At 70.7% G+C, this 22,648-nt stretch carries 20 protein-coding genes; 13 read left to right on the top strand and 7 right to left on the bottom strand.

Going from position 1 to position 22,648, the window contains the following annotated elements; genetic code table 11:
• The first annotated feature begins 51 nt into the window (after positions 1–51).
• On the top strand, positions 52–1,014 hold the full coding sequence (locus MICNX66_RS06700; protein WP_187663830.1) for an FKBP-type peptidyl-prolyl cis-trans isomerase: 963 nt from the start codon (positions 52–54) through the stop codon (positions 1,012–1,014).
• A 42-nt stretch (positions 1,015–1,056) separates the two neighbouring features.
• On the top strand, positions 1,057–2,139 hold the full coding sequence (gene dxr / locus MICNX66_RS06705; RefSeq protein WP_187663831.1) for a 1-deoxy-D-xylulose-5-phosphate reductoisomerase: 1,083 nt from the start codon (positions 1,057–1,059) through the stop codon (positions 2,137–2,139).
• 12 nt (positions 2,140–2,151) lie between these two features.
• Here the strand turns inward: dxr and MICNX66_RS06710 are convergent, their stop codons facing one another.
• The 3 genes from MICNX66_RS06710 to MICNX66_RS06720 all read right to left on the bottom strand — a co-directional run bounded on the left by MICNX66_RS06710 (position 2,152) and on the right by MICNX66_RS06720 (position 5,210).
• A complete protein-coding gene (locus MICNX66_RS06710) occupies positions 2,152–3,768 on the bottom strand; it encodes a Mur ligase family protein (RefSeq protein WP_187664138.1) in 1,617 nt (538 codons plus the stop codon).
• Positions 3,769–3,862: 94 nt separating this feature from the next.
• Complete coding sequence (locus tag MICNX66_RS06715; RefSeq protein ID WP_187663832.1) at positions 3,863–4,537, bottom strand: YcnI family copper-binding membrane protein; 675 nt, start codon at positions 4,535–4,537, stop codon at positions 3,863–3,865.
• An 88-nt stretch (positions 4,538–4,625) separates the two neighbouring features.
• Positions 4,626–5,210: a hypothetical protein gene (locus MICNX66_RS06720; protein ID WP_187663833.1), complete on the bottom strand. Its 585-nt coding sequence runs from the start codon at positions 5,208–5,210 to the stop codon at positions 4,626–4,628.
• Positions 5,211–5,276: 66 nt separating this feature from the next.
• On the opposite strand from MICNX66_RS06720, the gene MICNX66_RS06725 reads away from it, so the two are divergent.
• A complete protein-coding gene (locus tag MICNX66_RS06725; RefSeq protein ID WP_187663834.1) occupies positions 5,277–6,590 on the top strand; it encodes a M50 family metallopeptidase in 1,314 nt (437 codons plus the stop codon).
• Positions 6,591–6,605: 15 nt separating this feature from the next.
• On the opposite strand, the gene MICNX66_RS06730 is transcribed toward MICNX66_RS06725, so the two are convergent.
• Positions 6,606–8,489, bottom strand: a complete 1,884-nt coding sequence (locus MICNX66_RS06730; protein ID WP_187663835.1) for a chorismate-binding protein — start codon at positions 8,487–8,489, stop codon at positions 6,606–6,608.
• Positions 8,490–8,699: 210 nt separating this feature from the next.
• Here MICNX66_RS06730 and ispG point away from each other — a divergent pair, with 210 nt between their 5' ends.
• The 3 genes from ispG to MICNX66_RS06745 are packed head-to-tail and all read left to right on the top strand — an operon-like array spanning position 8,700 to position 11,094.
• Positions 8,700–9,830, top strand: a complete 1,131-nt coding sequence (ispG, locus tag MICNX66_RS06735) for a flavodoxin-dependent (E)-4-hydroxy-3-methylbut-2-enyl-diphosphate synthase (RefSeq protein WP_025103167.1) — start codon at positions 8,700–8,702, stop codon at positions 9,828–9,830.
• Positions 9,831–9,843: 13 nt separating this feature from the next.
• Positions 9,844–10,176, top strand: coding sequence for a nuclear transport factor 2 family protein (locus MICNX66_RS06740; protein WP_187663836.1), 333 nt, complete (start codon positions 9,844–9,846; stop codon positions 10,174–10,176).
• A 51-nt stretch (positions 10,177–10,227) separates the two neighbouring features.
• The gene (locus MICNX66_RS06745; protein WP_187663837.1) at positions 10,228–11,094 is read left to right on the top strand and encodes a hypothetical protein; all 867 of its coding nucleotides are present in this window, start codon (positions 10,228–10,230) and stop codon (positions 11,092–11,094) included.
• A gap of 85 nt (positions 11,095–11,179) precedes the next feature.
• Here the strand turns inward: MICNX66_RS06745 and MICNX66_RS06750 are convergent, their stop codons facing one another.
• Together MICNX66_RS06750 and MICNX66_RS06755 are read right to left on the bottom strand one after the other, a co-directional pair.
• Entirely contained in the window at positions 11,180–11,872 is a 693-nt protein-coding gene (locus MICNX66_RS06750; protein ID WP_187663838.1) for a nucleotidyltransferase domain-containing protein, read from the bottom strand.
• A 103-nt stretch (positions 11,873–11,975) separates the two neighbouring features.
• Positions 11,976–13,391: an RNB domain-containing ribonuclease gene (locus tag MICNX66_RS06755; protein WP_187663839.1), complete on the bottom strand. Its 1,416-nt coding sequence runs from the start codon at positions 13,389–13,391 to the stop codon at positions 11,976–11,978.
• A gap of 78 nt (positions 13,392–13,469) precedes the next feature.
• On the opposite strand from MICNX66_RS06755, the gene MICNX66_RS06760 reads away from it, so the two are divergent.
• Both MICNX66_RS06760 and MICNX66_RS06765 read left to right on the top strand, forming a co-directional pair.
• Positions 13,470–14,240 (top strand): isocitrate lyase/PEP mutase family protein, encoded by a 771-nt coding sequence (locus MICNX66_RS06760; RefSeq protein WP_187663840.1) that lies wholly within the window; start codon positions 13,470–13,472, stop codon positions 14,238–14,240.
• Between the two features lie 39 nt (positions 14,241–14,279).
• Positions 14,280–16,040, top strand: a complete 1,761-nt coding sequence (locus MICNX66_RS06765; protein WP_187663841.1) for a proline--tRNA ligase — start codon at positions 14,280–14,282, stop codon at positions 16,038–16,040.
• A 22-nt stretch (positions 16,041–16,062) separates the two neighbouring features.
• Here MICNX66_RS06765 and MICNX66_RS06770 read toward each other — a convergent pair whose 3' ends face one another.
• Positions 16,063–16,566 carry a pyridoxamine 5'-phosphate oxidase family protein gene (locus tag MICNX66_RS06770; protein ID WP_187663842.1) on the bottom strand — a complete coding sequence of 168 codons (504 nt, stop codon included), beginning with the start codon at positions 16,564–16,566 and terminating at the stop codon, positions 16,063–16,065.
• A gap of 134 nt (positions 16,567–16,700) precedes the next feature.
• Here MICNX66_RS06770 and MICNX66_RS06775 point away from each other — a divergent pair, with 134 nt between their 5' ends.
• The 5 genes from MICNX66_RS06775 (at position 16,701) to rbfA (ending at position 22,583) form a co-directional block, all read left to right on the top strand.
• Positions 16,701–17,741, top strand: coding sequence for a TIGR00730 family Rossman fold protein (locus tag MICNX66_RS06775; RefSeq protein ID WP_187663843.1), 1,041 nt, complete (start codon positions 16,701–16,703; stop codon positions 17,739–17,741).
• A gap of 186 nt (positions 17,742–17,927) precedes the next feature.
• Positions 17,928–18,911, top strand: coding sequence for a transcription termination factor NusA (nusA, locus tag MICNX66_RS06780; RefSeq protein ID WP_187663844.1), 984 nt, complete (start codon positions 17,928–17,930; stop codon positions 18,909–18,911).
• A gap of 62 nt (positions 18,912–18,973) precedes the next feature.
• Positions 18,974–19,228: a YlxR family protein gene (locus tag MICNX66_RS06785; protein ID WP_187663845.1), complete on the top strand. Its 255-nt coding sequence runs from the start codon at positions 18,974–18,976 to the stop codon at positions 19,226–19,228.
• A gap of 94 nt (positions 19,229–19,322) precedes the next feature.
• Positions 19,323–22,052: a translation initiation factor IF-2 gene (infB, locus tag MICNX66_RS06790; RefSeq protein WP_187663846.1), complete on the top strand. Its 2,730-nt coding sequence runs from the start codon at positions 19,323–19,325 to the stop codon at positions 22,050–22,052.
• A 105-nt stretch (positions 22,053–22,157) separates the two neighbouring features.
• On the top strand, positions 22,158–22,583 hold the full coding sequence (gene rbfA / locus MICNX66_RS06795; RefSeq protein WP_187663847.1) for a 30S ribosome-binding factor RbfA: 426 nt from the start codon (positions 22,158–22,160) through the stop codon (positions 22,581–22,583).
• Positions 22,584–22,648 lie beyond the last annotated feature (65 nt).

A 22,648-nucleotide genomic window follows, 5' to 3' on the forward strand; every position in this document is an offset into this window, starting at 1 on the left:
AGGGCGATGAGGCAGGATGGAAGCTCCCGCCCGCGATCGTGAGGTCTTCCTGTGCGCACCCGTCCGCTGCTCGTCCTGTCCACCGTCGCTGCGGCGACCCTGCTGCTGGCGGGATGCTCCGGGAACGGCGATCCGCAGAGCACCTCCTCTCCGGACGCCTCCGGGTCGAGCCAGTGCCTCGTGAACGCGAAGGCCGGCGACACCTCGGACGCCATCGAGGTGGACGGCGAAGGTCTCGACGCCAAGATCACGGTTCCCGCCGATGCGGAGTTCGCGAACGTCGAGCGGACCGTCGTGTCCGAGGGCGAGGGAGACGACCTCGCGGCGAACGACCTCGTCTCCGTCCAGTATCAGATCGTCGATGCCGCCAGCGGCGACGTGGTCGACTCGTCGGCGCGCGGCGAGGACGGCACGCTCCCCGTGCTCCTCGACCCGAACCAGTCGTCGCTGTTCGTCGCCGCGCTCGAGTGCGAGCCGGTCGGATCCCGCGTCGTCCTCGCCATCCCCGGCAGCGCGCTCGGTGAGGGGCAGAGCAACATCGTCGTCTACGCGGAGGCCGTCGACCGGCTCCCCGAGGTCGCCTCCGGCAAGGAGGTCGAGCCGACCGCCGGCATGCCCGAGGTCGAGCTCGACGACGATGGCAAGCCGTCCGTCACGATCCCGGACGGCGATGCGCCGACCGAGACGAAGGTCTCCGTCCTCAAGCAGGGCGACGGCGCAACGGTGGCGTCCGGCGACCTCGTCGTGGTCCAGTACCTCGGGGTGAAGTGGTCCGACGGCGAAGAGTTCGACTCCAGCTGGAGCCGCGATGCGGCCCCCGCCCAGTTCCAGACGACGGGAGTCGTCGCCGGGTTCCAGAAGGCGCTCGAGGGTCAGAAGGTCGGTTCGCAGGTTCTCGTCGTCATGCCGCCGTCCGATGGCTACGGCGCGAGCGAGGGGCACGAGCTGCAGGACGAGAGCCTCGTGTTCGTCGTCGACATCCTCGCCACGACTCCGGTCCAGCCGCAGCAGTAGCCGCGGCCCGGGAGAGCCGGCGGCGTGTCCTAGGCTGGCGTCATGCGTCGCGTCATCATCCTCGGCTCCACCGGTTCCATCGGCACGCAGGCGCTGGATGTGATCCGCGCCAATCCGCGACGCTTCGAGCTCGTCGGTCTCGCCGCGGGGTCGAACGCCACGATGGTGGCCGAGCAGGCGGCGCAGTTCCAGGTGGAGCACACGGCTCTCGGCGCGGTCGAGGCGGAGCAGCTGGTCCGCGACGTCGAAGCCGATGTGGTGCTGAACGCCATCACCGGCTCGATCGGTCTCGGCTCGACGCTCGCTGCGCTGGAGGAGGGGCGGACCCTCGCGCTGGCGAACAAGGAGTCGCTGATCGTCGGCGGTGATCTCGTGCTCGCCGCCGCGGCACCCGGGCAGATCGTCCCCGTGGACTCCGAGCACTCCGCGCTCGCCCAGGCCCTGCGCTCCGGCACACACGATGAGATCCGCCGTCTGGTGGTCACGGCCTCGGGTGGCCCGTTCCGCGGCAGGTCGCGCGACGAGCTCACCGGAGTGACCCCGGAACAGGCGCTGGCGCATCCGACGTGGAACATGGGTCGCACGGTCACCACGAATTCGGCGACCCTGGTCAACAAGGGGCTTGAGGTCATCGAGGCGCACCTGCTGTTCGACGTGCCCTACGACGACATCGACGTCGTCGTGCACCCGCAGTCGATCGTCCACTCCATGGTGGAGTTCGTCGACGGCTCGACCATCGCGCAGGCCTCGCCGCCGGACATGCGTCTGCCGATCTCGCTGGGCCTGGACTGGCCGCACCGCGTGGGCGGTGTGGGCCGTCCGCTGGACTGGACCACGGCGACGTCCTGGACCTTCGAGCCGCTCGACGACGACGCCTTCCCCGCGGTGGCGCTCGCAAAGGCCGTCGGGCGCGCCGGAGGCACTTTCCCCGCCGTCTACAACGCCGCCAACGAGCAGGCCGTGGACGCGTTCCACGAAGGGCGCCTGCCGTTCCTCGGCATCGTCGACACCGTGCAGCGGGTCGTCGACGCGCACGACGCTCCGGACGCGTTGACCGTGGAATCGCTCGCGGCGGCCGAGGACTGGGCGCGGCGGAAGGCCGACCAGCTCATCGCCGCCGTCTGACGCGGCGCGGGCTCAGTCCTCGTCCGGGTACGGCACGGGCCAGCGCGGCTCCGGCACCGGCCAGCCGGCGGCCTTCAACGCACGCCGGGAGAGCTCGCGGGCCGAGTACGGCGTCCGCACCCCTCGGATGTCGCGGTAGTCCTGGTGCCCGGGGCCGGCCCAGAGGATCGCGTCGCCGTCGCCGACGAGTCCGACGGCGGCCACGATCGCGGCCTCCGGCGGGGAGTACTCGTGGATCTCGGCGTCGGGACGGGCGCGACGCGCGCCGTCGACGAGCGTCGCGCGGATCGACGCCGGGTCTTCGAATCGCGGGTGGTGATCCGTCACGACGAGGATGTCGCTCCCCTCCACCGCGGTGCGGGCCATGTCGAAGCGCTTGCTGGCGTCCCGGTCCCCGTCGGCCCCGAAGAGCATGAGCACCTTGCCGGGAGTCACCCGCCGCACGGCGGCCAGGGTCTTCTCGAAGGCGTCGGGCGAGTGGCCGAAGTCGACGAAGACGGCCGGCCCCCGCGCGCCTGAGACGAGCTGCGTGCGCCCTGGCAGGTAGGCGTGGATGCCGCCGTCGCGCTGCAGGGCCTCGACGATCCGCTCCCAGGCATAGCCGCCCTCGAGCAGCATGACGATCGCGAGCGCCGCGTTCGCGGCCATGTGGGGGCCGATCACCGGGACGGTCGTGGTGAGCGTGCCAGCCGGTCCCGTCATCGTGAACGTCGTTCCGGTCGTCCGCTCGTCGTCGATGACGACCACCCAGTCCGCTCGCGATGCCTGATCGGCGTCGGCGGCGATGGAGGGCGTCCCGACGGTGATGACGGGGATCTCGGAGCGCTCCACGACCAGGGCCCCGGAGGAGGAGTCGAGGCACACGACGCCGCGGACGGCGCGATCGGGCCGGAAGAGCGGCAGCTTCGCCTCGAAGTACTCCTCCATGTCGGCGTAGTCGTCGAGGTGGTCGTGGCTGAGGTTCGTGAATCCCGCGACGTCGAACCGGATGCCGTCGACACGGTGCCGGGAGAGGGCCTGGGCGCTGACCTCGACCGCGACGGCCTCGACCTCGCGCTCCCGCATCAGCGCGAGCAGGGCGTGCATCTCCGACGCCTCAGGGGTGGTGAGCCGCGAGACGATGACCTCGCCCGCGATGTGTCGTTCGGCCGTGGAGGAGAGCCCGGTGACGACGCCCATCTGTTCGAGGATGCCCTCGAGGAGGTGCGAGACGCTCGTCTTGCCGTTCGTCCCGGTGGTCGCGAAGAGGAGGGGGAGCGGGTCCTCCGCTCCCGTGCCGTACACCCAGGCGCTCAGCGCGCCGAGCACGCCGCGGGGGTCGTCGACGATGAGGATCGGGAGGCCGGCGTCCGCGGCGATGTCGGCGCCCGCCTGGTCCGTGATCACGGCGACCGCCCCCTTCTCGGCAGCGGTCTTGGCGAAGTCCGCGCCGTGGCGGTTCACGCCGCGGATCGCGACGAACGCCTCGCCGGGACGCAGGTCCGCCGTGGCGAGGGTGATGCCACTGAGAGCGACGCCCTCCACGTCGCCGCGCACGGAGCGGGCGAATCGGGAGGCGAGTTCGGACAGCTCGCGCCGGGGCGGGTTCGCGGGGCGGAGCACGGGGGGCAGGGTCGGCTGTTGTTCCATCGACATGTCGTCTCCATGTTCTCATGACGGCGGTGTCGCCCCGGGCGGGTCGGTCCGCCGCGCGCCGGAGCAGGGCGCGGCGGACCCGGGACGCTCAGGCGCGGCGGCGGAACGCGAGCACGGCGACCACGAGCGCCGCGACACCGGCCAGGAGGCCGCCGGCGCCCAGCGCGATACCCAGGGCGTCGTCGCCGGTGTCGGCCGTCGCGGGCTGCGGTACGGTGCTCGTGCCGTGACCGCCCTCGGCGTTGTCCGTCACCGTCACGACGGGAGCGGGGGAGTCGAGGTCGTGCGGGTCCTCGCCCTTCTCGGCGAGCTGCGTCCACTCCGTCGCCCCGTCGACGCACTGCTGGACCACCGGGAAGGCGAGCGTCTCGGGCGTGTCCTCGTCCAGTCCCACCGACATGCTGACGGCGCCGCGGAGGTCGGTCGGCACGGGCGTGAGGGCGGTGTAGGTGACCGCGCTCACGAGACCGTCGTCGCCGCGTTCCACCTGGATGCTCCAGTCGCCGTCGAGCGTCGGGGCGACGGAGGCGAGGCCCTCCGGCATGGTGACGCGCAGGGCTGTGGTGGGCGAGGTGCCGCACCCGTGCGAGAAGGAGAAGGTCAGCACGCCATGGTCACCGGCGGCGAGCTCGTCAGGGCTGACGGTGACGTGGGCGCCGGCCATCGCCGGGACGGCGAGGGCGAGGGCGAGTCCGCCGATGATGCCGGTGGCTCCGAGGAGGGCGCGGCGCGGACGGCGGGGGCGGATGGTGGGGTTCGACATGGGGTCTCCAGATGCTCGTGTGGGGCGCGCGGGAACAGCGCGGCCCGAAGGGGCCGTCTCTCGAGGACGGCAGGGTCGGCGGGGCGGCTCAGCCGCCGACGGGCACCGGCGGACCGCGCCGCGACACCACCACGGTCATCGCGGCATCGAGCGGAGAGCGGAGAGCGGAGCGCAGCGGACGCGGCGGTGCGGGAGGCGCGGAGGTGGGAGTCGCCGCGCGCCGGAGCGCGGCCTGGAACCAGCGGGCGATCGCGCGCAACACGCTCTCGCCGTGCCACAGCAGCAGCGTGGTCAGCACCGCGCAGGCGAGGTGCGCCGACAGCATCAGCGTGTCCGGGCCGGGAGCCGGGGACAGCGGTGCGAGCGCGCCCAGGTCGAGGTGATGCGCGTGCGTGCCGATGACGGACGCGCCCCCCGCTGTGGGCGCACCCAGAAGCTGGAAGAGCAGGTGGAACGCGGCCTGCGCCAGGAGCACGGCCACGGCGACCCGTGCGCGTGACGGCCGACCGCCGGCCACCGCGGCGGAGAGGGGGACGAAGAGCACCGCGACGGCGGCGATGAGCAGGGGGTGCGGAGCGGCGCCGCCGGCGAGCGTGTGCGACACGGCTGCGAGGAGCGTGGCGATCGCGGACACGGCGGCGGCGCGGAGGAAGCGCAGCTGCCGGGACGTCATCCCGCCAGCCTAGCCATGCTGTGCGAGCCGGGCGGATTCCTAGGCGGTGGGCAGTAGCGTGGGCACGTGGAATTCCTGCTCTATCTGGGCGGCATCGTGTTCATGCTGATCGGCCTCGGGCTCTCGATCGGTCTGCACGAGGTCGGTCACCTCGTCCCTGCGAAGCTCTTCGGCGTGCGTGTCGGCCAGTACATGATCGGCTTCGGGCCGCGCCTGTGGTCGAAGCGGATCGGCGAGACGGAGTACGGCTTCAAGCTCCTGCCTCTCGGCGGCTTCATCTCGATGTCGGGGATGTATCCGTCGTCGAAGGACAGCGGACCCGCGTCCGGCGCGTTCCGCACGCTCATCCAGGATGCGCGCTCGGCCAACGACGAGACGATCGCCGAGGGCGCCGAGGATCGGGTCTTCTACAAGCTGCCGGTCTGGAAGCGCGTGATCGTCATGCTCGGCGGACCGCTCATGAACCTCGTGCTGGCCGTGGTCATCTTCACCGTCCTCGTCAGCGGAATCGGCGTGCAGCAGGGCACCACGACGGTCGCGGCGGTGAACGAATGCGTGGTCCCGGCCTCATCGTCGGCGACCGAATGCGGTGCCGACGATCCGGAGTCTCCGGCGGCGGCGGCCGACGTGCAGCCAGGGGACGTCCTCGTCTCGATCGACGGGACACCGGTGGCGACCTTCGCCGAGGCGACGGCGATCGTGCAGGCCTCGCCGGGGCAGCCCCTCGATCTCGTCGTGCGCCGGGACGGCACGGAGCAGACGCTCACCCTCGCGCCGATCGCCGCGGAGCGCACCATCACGGATGCGAGCGGGCAGCCGGTGCTCGACGACGACGGCGAACCCGTCGTGAAGGAGGTCGGCTACGCGGGCATGATCGCGCAGATGGGCTACGTGCAGCAGCCGCTCACCGCCGGACCGCAGATGGCGGCGGACACGGTCGCCCGGGTCGGCTCGCTGATCGTCACGCTGCCCGTGCGGCTGTGGGACGTGGGTGTGTCGTTGGTGACGGGTGGGGAACGCGATCCGAACGGGCCGCTGAGCGTCGTCGGTGTCGGGCGTCTGGCGGGCGAGGTGGCCGCGACGGACGCGCCGGTCCTCAACCGCTTCGCCGTGCTGCTCGGCCTCCTCGGGTCGCTCAACGTCGCGCTCTTCGTGTTCAACCTCATCCCGCTGCTGCCCCTCGACGGCGGACACATCGTCGTCGCGCTCTGGGAAGGGATCAAGCGGGCGTGGGCGAAGCTCTTCCGGCGGCCGCCGCCGGCTCCGGTCGACGCCACGAAACTCGTCCCGCTGACCGTCGTCGTCGCGACGCTGCTGATCGCGATGGGAGCTCTGCTGCTGGTGGCCGACCTCTTCAACCCGGTCAAGCTGCTGGGCTGAGCGACCGGGACGCACTCAGCGCAGGGCGTGTGCGACCAGACGCTCCAGCGTGCGGATGCCGTCGCGGGACAGGATCGACTCGAGGTGGCCCTGCACCGATGCGAACCCGTCGCCCCGGAGGGCGTAGACGTCGCCGGTCGCCGGATCCGCCGACACCTCGGCCGCGCCCACCGTCGTCACTCCGGGGTCGACCCGTGCCGTGAAGGTGTTGTAGAACCCGATCGAGGCGTCCTCGCCGAACACCGGCACGGCCTTCTGTAGCCCCTGGTGCGGAGCGTCGAGGGGCGTCAGCGCGATCCCCATCCGGTCCGCCAGGATCTGGTGGCTCAGGCAGACCGCGAGCAGCGGGGCATGCGCCTGCAGGCTGGCCGCCACGACCTCGCGCATCCGGGCGATGCGCGGGCTCGCGTCGTCTCGGGGGTCGCCGGGGCCGGGGCCGGCGACGACGAGATCGGCCGTCTCGACCGCCTCGTCGTCCACGTCGTCCCAGGACGCGATGGTCACGTCGAGCCCGAGGTGCCGCAGCTGATGCGCGAGCATCGTCGTGAAGCGGTCCTCGGCGTCGACCACGAGGGCGGAGCGGCCGGAGAACGGCCCCGTGAAGTCCTCACCCTGCGGGTTCAGCCAGAACTCGGCGAGGCGGGCGTTGCGCGAGGAGAGGAGCGCGGCGACGTCCGGGTCGTCGGCGAGACGCCGGGGCTCACCGGGGGCGTCGGCGTCGCTGCGGGCTTCCGCCACACGGTCCCGGTCGATCGCGCCGATGGCGCCGAGCACACCCGCTGCCTTGCCGTGGGTCTCGGAGACCTCGCCGTGCGGGTCGGAGTGGCGGACGAGGGTGGCGCCGACGGGAACGCTCAGCTCGCCGTCCTGCAGATACACCGTGCGGATGAGGATCGGCGCGTCGAGGTCGTGGCCGCCGTCGGCGTTGGGGGTGAAGAGCGCGGCGACGCCGGAGTAGTAGCCCCGCGGCTTGCGCTCGTGCCGCCGGATCACGGCGCAGGCGTTCTGCATGGGGGAGCCGGTGACGGTGGGGGCGAACATCGTCTCGCGGAGGATGTCCCGGGGGTCCAGAGCGCTCCGGCCGCGCAGCATGTACTCCGTGTGCGTCAGCCGCGACATCTCCTTCAGATGCGGGCCCGTGATGCGTCCGCCGTCGGCACAGACGGCGCTCATCATCTTGAGCTCCTCGTCCACGACCATGAACAGCTCCTCGGTCTCCTTGGTCGAGGCCAGGAAGTCGGTCAGCGTCTCCTTCGTCGCGCCGCCCGCCGGATGCCGGAAGGTCCCCGAGATGGGGTTCATGGTGACGACGCCACCGCGGGCCACGACGTGTGCCTCCGGGCTCGCCCCCACCGCGATGTGGCCGGGGGTGAACACCGCGAACGTCCAGTAGGCCCCGCGCTCATGGGCGAGCAGAGCCCGGAACCAGGTGAGGGCCGCCTGCCGTTCGTCCGCCTCGACGGTCGCCGTGAAGTCGCGACGGATGACGAAGTTCGCCCCCTCGCCGCGGCCGATCTCGTCGGCGATCACGGTCTCGACGATGGCGGCGTACTCCTCGTCGGCGATGTCGAAGCCCTCGTCGCGCAGTGGGATCGGCGCGGTAGGAAGCGCATCGAGCACAGCCGCGGTCGGCAGATGGAGGTGCTCGTCCACGACGATGCAGCGCAGCGGCGCCCCGTCGTCCTGCGCGACGAATCCGCGCTCTCGGACCTGCCGGTAGGGGACGAGGGCGAAGACCTCCCGGGGCTCTCCCTCGGACGTCAGAGGGATGTCGGAGAGCAGCTCGACGTCGGTCACGGCGCCGGTGAGCAGCTCCACGGTGTCCGCGCCGTCACGGGCGATCAGCACGAAGGACGCGGTGGGATCGGCGCTGAGCTCGTCGAGGCGAGAGAGGGTCATCGATGTCTCCTGTGCGAGGGCTCCGGCTCGGCGCAACGAAAAGACCGCCCCGGAGGCGGTCTGGATTCGAGGGAACGCGAACACACCGCCTAGGAGGCGGGCCACCAGGTGATGTGCGCGATCATGGGGCGAAACTACCACACCCGCCGCATCCAGCCCTTCCGCATCCTGGCGGCGTAGGCTGGGATCGTGCCAGCAGTGAATCTTGGGATGCCGAAGGTCCCCGAAGTCCTCGCCCCGCGTCGCAAGTCCCGTCAGATCAAGGTGGGCAAGGTGCTCGTCGGCGGCGATGCGCCCGTCAGCGTGCAGTCGATGACGACGACGAAGACCACCGACATCAACGGGACTCTGCAGCAGATCGCGGAGCTCACCGCCTCCGGCTGCGAGATCGTCCGGGTCGCCGTGCCCTCGCAGGACGACGCCGACGTGCTGCACATCATCGCGAAGAAGAGCCAGATCCCGGTCATCGCGGACATCCACTTCCAGCCGAAGTACGTCTTCCAGGCGATCGACGCCGGCTGCGCCGCCGTGCGGGTCAACCCGGGCAACATCCGGAAGTTCGACGACCAGGTCGGCGAGATCGCCAAGGCAGCGAAGGACGCGGGCGTCTCGCTCCGTATCGGCGTCAACGCGGGCTCCCTCGACCGTCGCCTGCTCGAGAAGTACGGCAAGGCCACGCCGGAGGCCCTCGTCGAGAGCGCTGTCTGGGAGGCGTCGCTGTTCGAGGAGCACGACTTCCACGACTTCAAGATCTCGGTGAAGCACAACGACCCGGTCGTGATGGTCAAGGCCTACCGCCAGCTCGCCGAGCGGGGCGACTGGCCGCTGCACCTCGGCGTGACCGAGGCGGGACCGGCCTTCCAGGGCACGATCAAGAGCGCGACCGCGTTCGGCATCCTGCTGGGGGAGGGCATCGGCGACACCATCCGCGTCTCGCTGTCCGCGCCGCCGGCCGAGGAGGTCAAGGTCGGTCACCAGATCCTCCAGTCCCTCAACCTCCGGGAGCGCAAGCTCGAGATCGTCTCGTGCCCCTCGTGCGGTCGGGCTCAGGTCGACGTCTACACGCTCGCGGAAGACGTCACCGAGGGGCTCAAGGAGATGACGGTGCCGCTGCGCGTCGCCGTCATGGGCTGCGTCGTGAACGGCCCGGGTGAGGCGCGCGAGGCCGACCTCGGTGTCGCGTCCGGCAACGGCAAGGGCCAGATCTTCGTCAAGGGCGAGGTCATCAAGACCGTCCCGGAGGCTGACATCGTCGCCACCCTCATCGAGGAGGCGAACCGCATCGCCGCCGAGATGGGCCCGGACGCTCCGCTCGGCACCGCCCAGGTCGTCACCGCCTGATCCGAGGAGTGCCGTGTCCGACATCCTCCTGCCCGCGCCGGTCCAGACGATGATCGACGCGATCAATGCCGGAGACACCGAGGCCTTCGTCGCCGCGTTCACCGCGGACGGCTTCGTGAGCGACTGGGGCACCGTGAAAGCCGGTGCCGACGGCGTGCGCGGCTGGGCGGACAGCGACGCGATCGGCGCCGCGGCACGGATGACCGTGCTCTCCGCCACCACGGACGGCGACATGACGCGCATCCGCTTCGGGTGGAGCAGTCGCGTCTTCAACGGCGAGTCCGATGGGATCTTCGTCGTCGACGGCGACCGGCTCGCCAGCTTCACGATCCCACCGTCCCACTGACACCCCGTGCCTGATCGGCACCATCGTTCCGTCGTCTCTCCGAGGAGCCCCATGACCACGCCCACGATCGTCACCTTCCCGGACGGCAGCCTCCGTGGAGACGCCGTCGTGACCCGCGTGGCGGACGATGCCGACGGAGCCGTGGTCGTCGTCGACGCCACGCCGTTCCACCCCGTCGATCACACGTGGCCCGATCAGCCCGGCGATACCGGCGAGATCTCCGGCGAGGACGGAGCCGTCCACGTGACCGAGGCGCTCATGGCGGCGGTCTCGGATGACGGCGCGTTCGCGGTGGGCAGCGCGATCCCCGTCAAGCGCGGGACCGAGGGGTGGACCTGGCTGGTGGGCCAGCGGCTCGATGGTGCCGCGCCCGCCTGGCTCGCGGAGGGGACGCGCGTGGCCCTCTCGGTCGACGAGGCGCACCGTGCCGGCCTCAGCCGCGGTCACACCGCGTGCCACCTCGCCTCCCTCGCTCTCGATATCGCCGTCTCGGACCTTTGGCGCAAGGACCCGGGGGAGGATGCGCTGGGAAACCCGGACTTCGAGGGACGGGCGAACCAGTCCAGCCGCATCCACGAGGACGGCGCCGTCGACGAGTACCGCCTGGGCAAGAGCCTGCGCCGTGCGGGCTTCGACACCGAGACGTTCGCGGCGACGCTGTCCGACCGCGAGCACCGCATCAACGCGCAGCTCGCCGCGTGGGTCGCCTCGGCTGCCGCGAGCCGCATCGAGGTGGACGGACCGACGATCGTGGACCGGCGGCGCTGGCACTGCGAGCTCCCGGAGGGCGAGGCCGTCATCCTCTGTGGCGGCACCCACGTCCGTTCCCTCGCGGAATTCGCCGCCATCACGGTGGCCCTGGACCTGTCCGACCCTCAGCTGCTCGTGATGACGACGACCGCGACTCCCGCCTCCTGAGCCCTCGCGTCAGGCGATCACGCGAGGACAGGCGCCAGCCGCCGGTGTCGCCTGCTGTCGCGTGACTGCCTGTGAACGAGTGAGGTCAGCGCACGAACCCCGCCTGCACTCGACCACCCGCCATCGTCAGCTCCTCATCGACCCGCGCCGCGAAGCCGGGGAAGTCTCCAGCGAGCAGCGGAGTGCTGAGCTGGTCCGCGCGCTCGGGGCTCCACGCGCGCAGACGTCGGGGGAGCCACTTCCCGGATCCGATCCACTGCCCGCTGGCCAGCAGCATCAGCTCGGCCATGCGCTCGAACAGCAGGCCGGCGACGACGCGCTGCTCGAGAGGGTCCGTCGCGTCCTGGAGGTCGTCGAGGAGATCGGTGATCACGTACCGCCGGATCCGCGACTCCGTCTCACTCAGCACAGAGCCGAGAGCGAGCACAGCGGACCACCGCGTCCGCAGTTCCGCGAGCGCGGGCGTCGACCGGATCGCGGCTCCTTCCACGAGCATGTGCGCGATGACGGGGCGGTGCTGGGCCACGCCGCGGTCCGCCCACTCCCGGAACCCTTCCACCGTGTACGCGAACACCTCGAAGATCTCGTCCTCGAACGCGTGGGTGGCGGCCTCGCTCACCTGTGACACGTCGGCGAAGAGGTCGTCGTCGATGAGGAGGAGGTCGATGTCACTGGTGGGCGTGCGCTCCCCACGGGCCGTGCTCCCGGCGACGATCGCGATCCCTGCACGCGGATACCGCGCCACGAGGAAGCGCTCGATGCGCTCTGCCTGATCCATCTCGACAGGGTATCCGGCGCGGACGCAGGCGGCCGCTGCGGTACAGGCAGTCCTGCCCGGGAGCGCCTGATTCGACGTCTTCGCCTGATCCCCGGCGGCGGGCTCAGAGGGCGAGCTCGATCTCACCCGTCCCGATGTCCACGCGCACGACGCGCACCTGCACCACATCGCCGGGCTTGGTGTCGGGGGCCACCGGCGCGGTCGTGGTCACTGCAGGGTCCGCGATCTGGACGGCGGCCCGCTCGCCCCGGAGCTCGATCACCGTGGCCTCGATGGTCTGTCCGACGAGCGGAGTGAGCAGCGCGGCCTCGACGCGGTTCACGGTGTCCGCGTCCAACTGCGACGCCCGCCGACCCGATTCCTGCATGAGCGCGGGGAGCTCTCCGAGGGAGGAGCGGACCCATCCCGGCACCGGCTGCCCGGTCGACACGGCGAGGCAGATGGCGAGCACCCAGCGGTCGACCAGTCGGCGCAGGGGTGCGGTCGCGTGCGCGTACGGTGCTCCGATCGCGGCCTGCACGGCGTCGGCGGGTGGTTCGCCGTCGAACACCAGGTACCCCGCGCCGCGGAACAGCGAGGCGGCGGCCTCCAGCACCGGGAGCGTCATCGGGTCGGAGCGGTCGAGGCCCCGGAGGTACTCGCCGTAGGTGCCGTCGGTCCACGGGCGCCCGAGTGCCTCCGTCTGGTGCCGGAAGGCAGTGAAGGCCGCCTCGTCGGGTTCCGGCATCGTGCGGAGGATGCCGACGCCCGCGTCGATCATGAGCGCGGCGGCCGCCATCCCCGTCATGAGCGACAGCTGCGCGTTCCACTCCTCGACGGGCAGCGGGCTGCGGCGCTCGATCGCATAGGAGCCGTCGTCGGTGCGCACGACCTCCTCGTCCGGCATGTTCAGGCTGGCGCCACCGCGGCGGCGCTCCTGCTCCAGACGGAGGGAGCCGATCTCCGGCAGCAGGGCCGCGTGACCGCCGTCGCCCCGGTCGAGCGCCTCCTGGGTGGAGGCGTAGTCGAGCTGGGCCCGGGAACGGATGAGGGCGCGCTCCAACCGGAAGTCGATCACGGATCCGGCCGCATCCAGGTGGAACGTCCACACCAGGGCGGAGCGGTCGACGTCGGGGAGCAGGGAGGCACGGTCCTCGCTCAGCACGGGTGGGTGCAGCGGGATCGAGCCGTCCGCGGCGTACAGGGTCTGTCCGCGCCGGCGGGCCTCCGCGTCCACGGCACCACCGGGGGTGACGAAACCCGGCACGTCCGCGATCGCGTAACGCACCCGATAGCCGTCGCCGTCCCGTTCCAGGTGGAACGCCTGGTCGAGGTCGCGGGCACCGGCCGGATCGAGGGTCGCGAACGGCACATCCGTGAGGTCGAGGTCGGGGAGAGTCGCCGTGGCGGCTTCCGCCTCCGCGAGTACGTCGGCGGGGAACTCCGTCGACGCGTCCAGATCCTCCCGAAGGGCCGAGAGCGCCGCGGCGAGCTCGGTCTGGGCGGCGGAGGGGGCGACATGCGAGCGGCGCTGGGGCATGCTGCCAGCCTAGGTCGACCGCCGCAGGGAACCCGGGCATCCGGCCCGCGTGCCCGCACCGGCCGCTAGCGTGGGGACATGACCACTGCTGCCAAGGCCCAGACCCTCGTCGGACTCTATGACGCCCCGGAGATCCTCCGCGTGGTGAACGTGTGGGACGTCGTCTCCGCGCGTGCCGTCGCCGCACTGCCGGAGACCACGGCGATCGCGACCGCCGGTCACGGCATCGCGGCGTCGTTCGGCTACGACGACGGGGGCACCCCGCGCGACGTCATGATCGACATGGTCGGACGGATCGCCGCGGCCGTGTCCGTTCCCGTCACCGCCGACCTGGACGACGGATACGGGGACGCCGGGGAGACCACCCGCCTCGCGATCGCGGCCGGCGTCGTCGGCGCGAACGTCGAGGACCGCCTCAAGCCGCTCGACGAATCGGTCGCCGTCGTCGAGTCCATCGTGAAGGCTGCGGAGGCCGAGGGCGTGCCCTTCGCCCTGAACGCCCGCACCGATGCGTTCGTGCGTGCCGGGTCGCGGCCCGTGGAGCAGAGCATCGCGGATGCCATCCAGCGCGGCCGCGCCTTCCTCGACGCCGGTGCCACCGCGGTGTTCGTCCCCGGCATCCTCGATGCGAACGTCACGCGACAGCTGGTCGAGGGCATCGGGGAGCGCAAGGTCAGCGTGATCGGGATCCCCGGGGCGCTCGCCGCATCCGAGTACGAGAAGCTCGGCGTGGCCCGCATCTCCTACGGTCCGCTGCCGCAGCGGGTGGCGCTGACCGCGCTGCAGGAGCTCGCCGAGAGCCTCTACCGCGGCGGCGTCGTGCCGCAGGGACTGCCGGCCCTCAACTGAGCGACGAGGCGGGTGACCGCGGCTCACTACACTTGAGCCGTGGTCACTCGTCTTTCGAACTTCTTCCTCCGTACGCTCCGCGAAGATCCTGCCGGTGCCGAGGTCGCCAGTCACAAGCTGCTGATCCGCGCCGGGTACATCCGACCGCAGGCAGCAGGCATCTTCGCGTGGCTGCCGCTCGGGCTGCGCGTCAAGGCGAAGATCGAGACCGTCATCCGCGAGGAGATGGCCGCCGCCGGTGCCCAGGAGGTGCACTTCCCCGCACTGATGCCGCGCGAGGCGTACGAGGCGACCGGGCGCTGGGACGAGTACGGCGACCTGCTGTTCCGCCTCCAGGACCGCAAGGGCGGCGATTACCTCCTGGCGCCGACGCACGAGGAGGCCTTCACGCTGCTGGTGAAGGACCTGTACTCGTCGTACAAGGATCTGCCGCTGACGATCTTCCAGATCCAGGACAAGTACCGCGACGAGGCCCGGCCGCGCGCCGGTCTCCTCCGCGGGCGCGAGTTCACGATGAAGGACGCCTACTCCTTCGACGCCTCGGACGAGGGGCTGGACGTGAGCTACCAGGCGCAGCGGGACGCCTACGAGCGCATCTTCCAGCGGCTGGGCCTCGAGTACGCGATCGTGCAGGCCGACGCCGGCGCGATGGGCGGTTCGCGGAGCGAGGAGTTCCTGCACCCGACGCCCGTCGGGGAGGACACCTTCGTCCGCAGCGCCGGGGGGTACGCGGCCAACGTCGAGGCCTTCAGCACGCCCGTGCCCGCTCCGGTCCCGTTCGACGCCGATGGCGCTCCGGTGATCTTCGATTCGCCCGACACGCCCACCATCGAGACTCTCGTCGCGCACTGCAACCGAGAGCTCGACGGCGAGTACACCGCCGCCGACACGCTCAAGAACGTCGTGCTCGCCCTGAAGCACCTCGACGGCACCCGTGAGCTCGTGATCGTCGGCATCCCCGGCGACCGCGAGGTGGACGAGAAGCGTGCCGAGGTGGCCTTCGCCCCTGCCGAGGTGGAGACCGCGACCGCGGACGACTTCGAGAACAACCCGCTCCTAGTGAAGGGGTACATCGGTCCCTGGTCGCCTACGGGTGCGGTGCTCGGCGAGGAGTCCGCCACGGGCATCCGCTACCTCGTCGACCCCCGCGTGAGCGAGGGCACGAGCTGGGTCACCGGCGCGAACATCGACCAGAAGCACGCGCACTCGGTCGTCGCCGGGCGCGACTTCGAGGCGGACGGCATCGTGGAGATCGCGAACGTGCGCGCCGGCGACCCGGCGCCCGACGGCTCCGGTCCGGTCGAGCTCGCCCGCGGCATGGAGATCGGTCACGTCTTCCAGCTCGGGCGGAAGTACGCGGAGGCGCTCGGCCTGAAGGTCCTCAACGAGAACGGCAAGCTCGTCACGGTCACCATGGGGTCGTATGGCATCGGCGTGACGCGGATCCTGGCGATCATCGCCGAGCTCAACAACGACGACAAGGGCCTCATCTGGCCGGCCTCGGTCGCGCCGTTCGACGTGCAGGTCGTCGCCGCCGGCCGTGACCAGGTCGCCTTCGACGTCGCGGAGGGCCTGTCCGCGCAGCTGGAGGCGGCCGGCCTCGACGTGCTCTACGACGACCGCCCGAAGGTGTCGCCCGGGGTCAAGTTCGGCGATGCCGAGCTCGTCGGCGTCCCGAAGATCGTCATCGTCGGCCGCGGAGCCGCCGACGGGCAGGTGGAGTTCTGGGACCGTCGGACGGGCGAGCGTGAGGCCGTCTCGGTCGCCGAAGCGGTGGAGCGGGTCTCCGCCGCGCGCTGAGCCGGCGCTCGGAGCGGGCCGCTCAGCAGGTGATGCGGCCGTGGTTCATGATGTCGTCGTCCGGGGTGTCTCGGGTCACCAGCGCCTTGAGCGCCCCGGCGGCCATCGCGACCTTGCCCTTCGCGGGCTCCCAGAACTCGGCGACGACCGGAGTGACCTTGAGCAGCGCGATGCCCGGGGTCCCCAGGCCGTCCTCGAACCAGATGTCGAGGGAGGGGGAGTAGAGCTCCTCCATCTTCGCGCGGTCGTGGACGATCTCCGCGGTGCCGGCGACCGACACGTAGCGCATCCCCTTGGCGTCGCAGTAGGCCAGCCCCACGTCGTGATGACGACGGGCCTCCTCGACCTTCTCGGTGTCCTCCGCCGTGAAGAACCAGATGGCGCCGGCATCGTCCATCTGCCTGGTCGACATGGGGCGGCTGACGAGGTTCCCGTCCGGATCGGTGGTCGTGAGCATGGTGAAGTCGATGTCCTCCACGAGTTCGGCGACGCGGGCGAGGGCTTCGGGACCGGTGATCTCTGTCATGTCGCCATGGTGACGCCTTCCCCGGCGGCGGGCACGGGTGTTGACACCGCTCCTTCTCCGTGCTCCGGAGCCCCGGGGTACGGTCCCTCGGCGTTGCGTCCCGCCGACCGGATGCCGCGTGGGACGCTGGGGGCATGACCGAGGAACCGCTGCCGGCAGCCCTGAGCGACGAGATCAACCGTGTGCTGGACGAGGCGGGTGTGGCCACGGACCGTCGCCTCGTGATGCGGATGCTCCGCACCGCGCTGCTGCTGGGGGAGGACGGCACCGACCGCCTCGACCTCAAGATCGCTTCCGCCGCCCTGGCCGAGATGCGGGACGCGTTCCGCCTGTTCGCGCCCTTCCGCGGGGTGCCGAAGGTGACGGTGTTCGGGTCCGCCCGCACCCTCCACGACGACCCGCTGTACCTGCAGGCGCGTGATGTCGCCGCGGCCCTCGCGAGCGACGGCTGGATGGTGGTCACGGGCGCCGGGCCGGGGATCATGCAGGCCGCGGCCGAAGGAGCCGGGCCCGCGCTGTCGCTCGGTGTCTCCATCCGTCTCCCCTTCGAGGAGAAGGCGAACAGCCTGGTCGCGGGAAGCGATCAGGTCGTCGCGATGAAGTACTTCTTCACCCGCAAGCTCATGCTCATCAAGGAGTCGAGCGGCTTCATCTGCCTCCCCGGCGGATTCGGCACACTGGATGAGATGTTCGAGCTGCTCACCCTCCAGCAGACGGGCAAGGCCGAGCCCACGCCGATCGTGCTGCTCGACGAGAAGGGCGGATCGTTCTGGCAGGGCATGCGGCGCTTCGTCGACGAGCACCTCGCGCCGATGGGGGTGATCTCCCCCGGTGACTTCGATCGGGTCGTCGTCACCGATTCCGTGGAGGAGGCTCGCGCCGAGATCACGGGGTTCTGGCGCAACTACGATTCGCTGCGGTGGGTCGGCGACACCCTGGTGCTGCGCCTCAAGGCCGAGCCGACAGACGCCGAGATCGAGGAGCTTAATGCCGGCTTCGCAGGGCTGCTGTCCACCGGGCGCATCGAGCGCACGGCTCCGCGGTCCCCGGAGGTCGCCGACGACGACCGGCTCGACCTCCCGCGCCTCGCCCTGCACCTGAATCAGCGTCAGGTGGGCAATCTCTTCCGCCTGATCGGGGCTCTCAACGCGCTCCCGTCCGCGCCGAAGGTCTGACCCCGCGACGCATCCCACGACGCAACAGGCTCCCACGCGGAGTCAGGCTGTTCCCGCGGTGGGCGCCTGCTGCCGCGCGAATGCCTGTGCCCGGGCCCGGATGGCCCGGGGGCGCGGCACACGGTATCGTGGTACGGATGTCGCGCGTGCATTCGGGCGCGACGAGAGCTGAATAGGGAGGCCGTCATGGACATCGAACTGAGTCTGCTGCGAGGGATCGAGAAGGAGAAGGCGATCCCGTTCGACGAGCTCGTCGCGATCATCGAGCAGGCGATCCTGACCGCGTACTCCAAGCACGTCTCGCCCGAGGGCGCCGCGCCGGAGGGCGTCCGCGTGCACCTCGACCGCAAGACCGGCCACGTCGCCGTCCTCCAGGTCGTCCGCGACGACGAGGGTGCGATCATCGGCGAAGAGGAGGCGACGCCCGACGACTTCGGGCGCATCGCCGCGTTCGCCGCCAAGCAGGTCATCAGCCAGCGCCTCCGGGACATCGCCGACGACGCCGTCCTCGGCGAGTTCAAGGGCAAGGAGGGCGACATCGTCGCCGGCGTGATCCAGCAGGGGCCCAACCCGCGCATGATCCACGTCGACCTCGGCTCCGTCGAGGCGATCCTCCCGCCCGAGGAGCAGGTGCCCGGCGAGGAGTACACGCACGGGTCCCGTCTGCGCGTCTACGTCACCAGCGTCGCCAAGGGGCTCAAGGGTCCGCAGATCACCGTGTCGCGCACGCACCCCGGCCTCGTCCGCAAGCTCTTCGCCCTCGAGGTGCCGGAGATCGCCGCCGGACTCGTCGAGATCGTCGCGCTCGCGCGTGAGGCGGGCCACCGCACCAAGATCGCGGTGAAGGCCAACGACCCGGCGATCAACGCCAAGGGGGCGTGCATCGGTGAGATGGGGCGCCGTGTGCGAGCCGTCACGGAGGAGCTGGCGGGGGAGAAGATCGACATCGTCGACTACGACGCCGACCTGCCGACGTTCGTGGCGCACGCGCTGTCGCCCGCCAAGGTCACGAGCTCGTTCGTCCTCGACGCGAGCACCAAGGCCGTCCGCGCCCTCGTGCCCGACTACCAGCTGTCGCTCGCGATCGGCAAGGAGGGTCAGAACGCGCGTCTGGCCGCCAAGCTCACGGGTGCGAAGATCGACATCCAGCCGGACAGCGTCCTCGACTGATCCCGGTCCGTCCTCGACGCCACGCCCGGTGGCGGCGAGGACGGACGGAACGCAGGTGTAAGATGGAACCCGTACGAACGTGCGTCGGTTGCCGCACGCGTGCTCCCCGCTCCACTCTGCTCAGGGTGGTTGCCCAGAACGACAACCTCATCCCCGATGAGCGTGCTGTCCTGCCGGGGCGCGGCGCGTGGGTGCATCCGACACCCGAGTGCATGGAAGCCGCTCTGCGGCGTCGAGCTTTCGGAAGAGCACTGCGTGTGACCACTCAGCTGGACACACGGACCTTCGAACAGCACCCACCAAGAAACAAAGGCTGAACAGCTATGGAAACAAAGTGAACGGCTCGAAATGAGACCCGTCCGCGACTAGTGGTCTGCCCTGTCTGGGCAGACCGACCCAGACAGGAGAATTGTGGCTGGTAAACCACGCGTACATGAGATCGCCGCCGAACTCGGCGTCGACAGCAAGGTCGCACTTGCGAAGCTCAAGGAACTCGGCGAGTTCGTGAAGAGCCCGTCTTCGACGGTCGAGCCCCCGGTGGCGCGCAAGCTGCGCGCCGCGATCGAGGCCGACCCGTCCCTCAAGGCCGGGTCCGAGCCCGCTGCGGCGAAGCCCGCCGCGAAGCCGGCACCGAAGTCCTCGGCGCCCACCCCTGGCCCGAAGCCCGGACCCAAGCCGGGTCCTGCGGCTCCGGCCGCCCCGGCACCGGCGCCCGCCCCCGAGGCGGAGAAGGCTCCGGCACCGTCGGCGCCCGCGAAGCCCGCGGCTCCGGCCCCGGCCGCGCCGTCCTCCGGTGACGGCAACGCGCCGAAGCCCGGCGCGCCCCGTCCCGGCAACAACCCGTTCTCGTCCGCTCAGGGCATGGGCCAGCGTCCCGCCGGCCCTCGTCCCGGCAACAACCCCTTCGCCTCGGCGCAGGGGATGGGCCAGCGGCCGACCCCCGGCAACATCCCGCGTCCGCAGGCGCCGCGCCCCGGTGCTCCGCGCCCGGGTGCCCCGCGTCCCGGCTCGCCGCGTCCCGGTGCTCCCCGCGGCGGCCAGGGTGGTCGTCCCGGTGCTCCGTTCCAGCAGCGTACGGGCGGTCCCGGTCGCCCCGGCGGCGGTGGCGGTCCCGGTGCGGGTCCCCGTCCCGGTGGCGGTTTCGCCGGTCGTCCGGGTGGCGGCGGTGGCCGTGGCCGTGGTCCCGGTGGTGGTACCGCCGGTGCCTTCGGTAAGGGCGGCGGCAAGAGCAAGCAGCGCAAGTCGCGGCGGGCGAAGCGGCAAGAGTTCGAGATGCGGAGCGCCCCGGTCGTCGGTGGCGTCAACGTCACCCGCGGCAACGGGGAGATCATCCGCATGCGTCGCGGTGCGTCCATCGCGGACTTCGCCGACAAGATCGAGGCCCTGACCGGCTACACGGTGCAGCCGGGCACCCTCGTCACGATCCTCTTCAACCTCGGCGAGATGGCCACGGCCACCGAGTCGCTGGATGAGGCCACGTTCGAGGTCCTCGGTGAGGAGCTGGGCTACAAGGTCCAGATGGTCTCGCCCGAGGACGAGGACAAGGAGCTCCTCGAGGGCTTCGGTCTCGACCTCGAGAAGGAGCTGGAGGAGGAGAGCGAGGACGACCTAGAGATCCGTCCCCCGGTCGTCACCGTCATGGGTCACGTCGACCACGGTAAGACGCGCCTCCTCGACGCGATCCGTCAGACCAACGTCATCGAGGGTGAGGCCGGCGGCATCACCCAGCACATCGGTGCTTACCAGGTCTGGACCGAGCACGACGGCATCGAGCGGGCGATCACGTTCATCGACACCCCGGGTCACGAGGCGTTCACCGCCATGCGTGCCCGTGGTGCGCAGGTCACCGACCTCGCGATCCTCGTGGTCGCGGCCGACGACGGCATCATGCCGCAGACGGTCGAGGCGCTGAACCACGCCCAGGCGGCGAACGTGCCGATCGTGGTCGCGGTGAACAAGGTCGACAAGCCGGAGGCCAACCCGGCCAAGGTGCGTCAGCAGCTCACCGAATACGGTCTGGTGGCCGAGGAGTACGGCGGCGACGTCATGTTCGTCGACGTGTCGGCCCGTGCCAACACCGGCATCCAGGAGCTCCTGGACGCGGTGCTGCTCACCGCCGATGCGGGACTCGACCTCACTGCCAACCCGAACAAGGCCGCTCGCGGTGTCGCCATCGAGGCGAAGCTCGACAAGGGCCGCGGTTCGGTCGCGACGGTGCTGATCCAGTCCGGAACCCTCCGGGTCGGCGATGCGATCGTGGCGGGCACCGCCTACGGCCGTGTCCGCGCGATGATCGACGAGAACGGCGAGGTCGTCGAGGCGGCTGCGCCGTCCCGACCGGTCCAGGTGCAGGGTCTGAACTCCGTGCCGCGCGCCGGCGACGTCTTCATCGTCACCGAGGAAGACCGCATGGCGCGTCAGATCGCGGAGAAGCGCGAAGCCGTCGAGCGCAACGCCCAGCTGGCCAAGGCCCGCAAGCGCATCTCGCTCGAGGACTTCACCCGTGCTCTCGAAGAGGGCAAGGTCGAGTCGCTCAACCTCATCATCAAGGGTGACGTCTCCGGTGCCGTCGAGGCGCTGGAGGAGTCCCTCCTCAAGATCGAGGTCGACGATTCGGTGCAGCTGCGCATCATCCACCGCGGTGTCGGTGCGATCACCGAGTCCGACGTGAACCTGGCGACGATCGACAACGCGATCATCGTGGGCTTCAACGTCCGCCCCGACACGAAGGCGCGCGAGCGTGCTCAGCGTGAGGGCGTGGACATCCGCTTCTACTCCGTCATCTACAACGCGATCGACGAGATCGAGAGCTCGCTCAAGGGCATGCTCAAGCCGGAGTACGAAGAGGTCCAGTCGGGCGTCGCCGAGATCCGCGAGGTGTTCCGCTCCTCGAAGTTCGGCAACATCGCCGGTGTCATCGTGCGGTCCGGGACGATCACGCGCAACGCGAAGGCCCGTGTCATCCGAGACGGCGTCGTCATCGCCGATGGCCTCGCCATCGAGTCGCTGCGCCGGTTCAAGGACGACGTCACCGAGGTGCGGACGGACTACGAGGCCGGTATCGGCCTCGGCAAGTACAACGACATCCAGATCGGCGACGAGATCGAGACGACCGAGATGGTGGAGAAGCCGCGCGGCTGATCCGCACGGCTCCGGCGGCTGCCTCCTCCTCCCATGACGGGGGAGGGGGCAGCCGCCTCCGCGGTTCGCTGGGAACCGCGATGCACAGAGGTGGGAGAAGGAACAATGGCTGGTGAACGACAGGCCCGACTCGCGGATCGCATCCGCGTGATCCTCGCCGAGCGCTTGGAGAAGGGGCTGCGCGACCCGCGTCTCGGCTTCGTGACCATCACCGACGTCCGCGTGAGCGGCGACCTGCAGCACGCTTCCGTGTTCTACACGGTGCTCGGTACGGAAGAGGAGCGCCTCGCCAGCGGTGCCGCGCTCACGTCCGCGACCGGAATGCTGCGCAGCGAGGTCGGTCGACAGCTCAGCACGCGACTCGTCCCCACGCTCGAGTTCATCCCGGACGCCCTCCCGGAGAACGCGGATCACATCACCGCCCTGCTCCGTGAGGCGCAGGAGCGGGACGCGGAGGTCGCCAAGCTGGCCTCTTCCGCGACCCACGCCGGTGAGGCCGACCCCTACCGTGCGGACGACGACGAGGACTGATCCCGTCTGATACCCTCAGGTCCGCGGCGGGACAACCGGTGGATCTGGGGGGATCGACATCGAGT

Source organism: Microbacterium sp. Nx66, from assembly GCF_904066215.1.
Classification (GTDB): domain Bacteria; phylum Actinomycetota; class Actinomycetes; order Actinomycetales; family Microbacteriaceae; genus Microbacterium; species Microbacterium meiriae.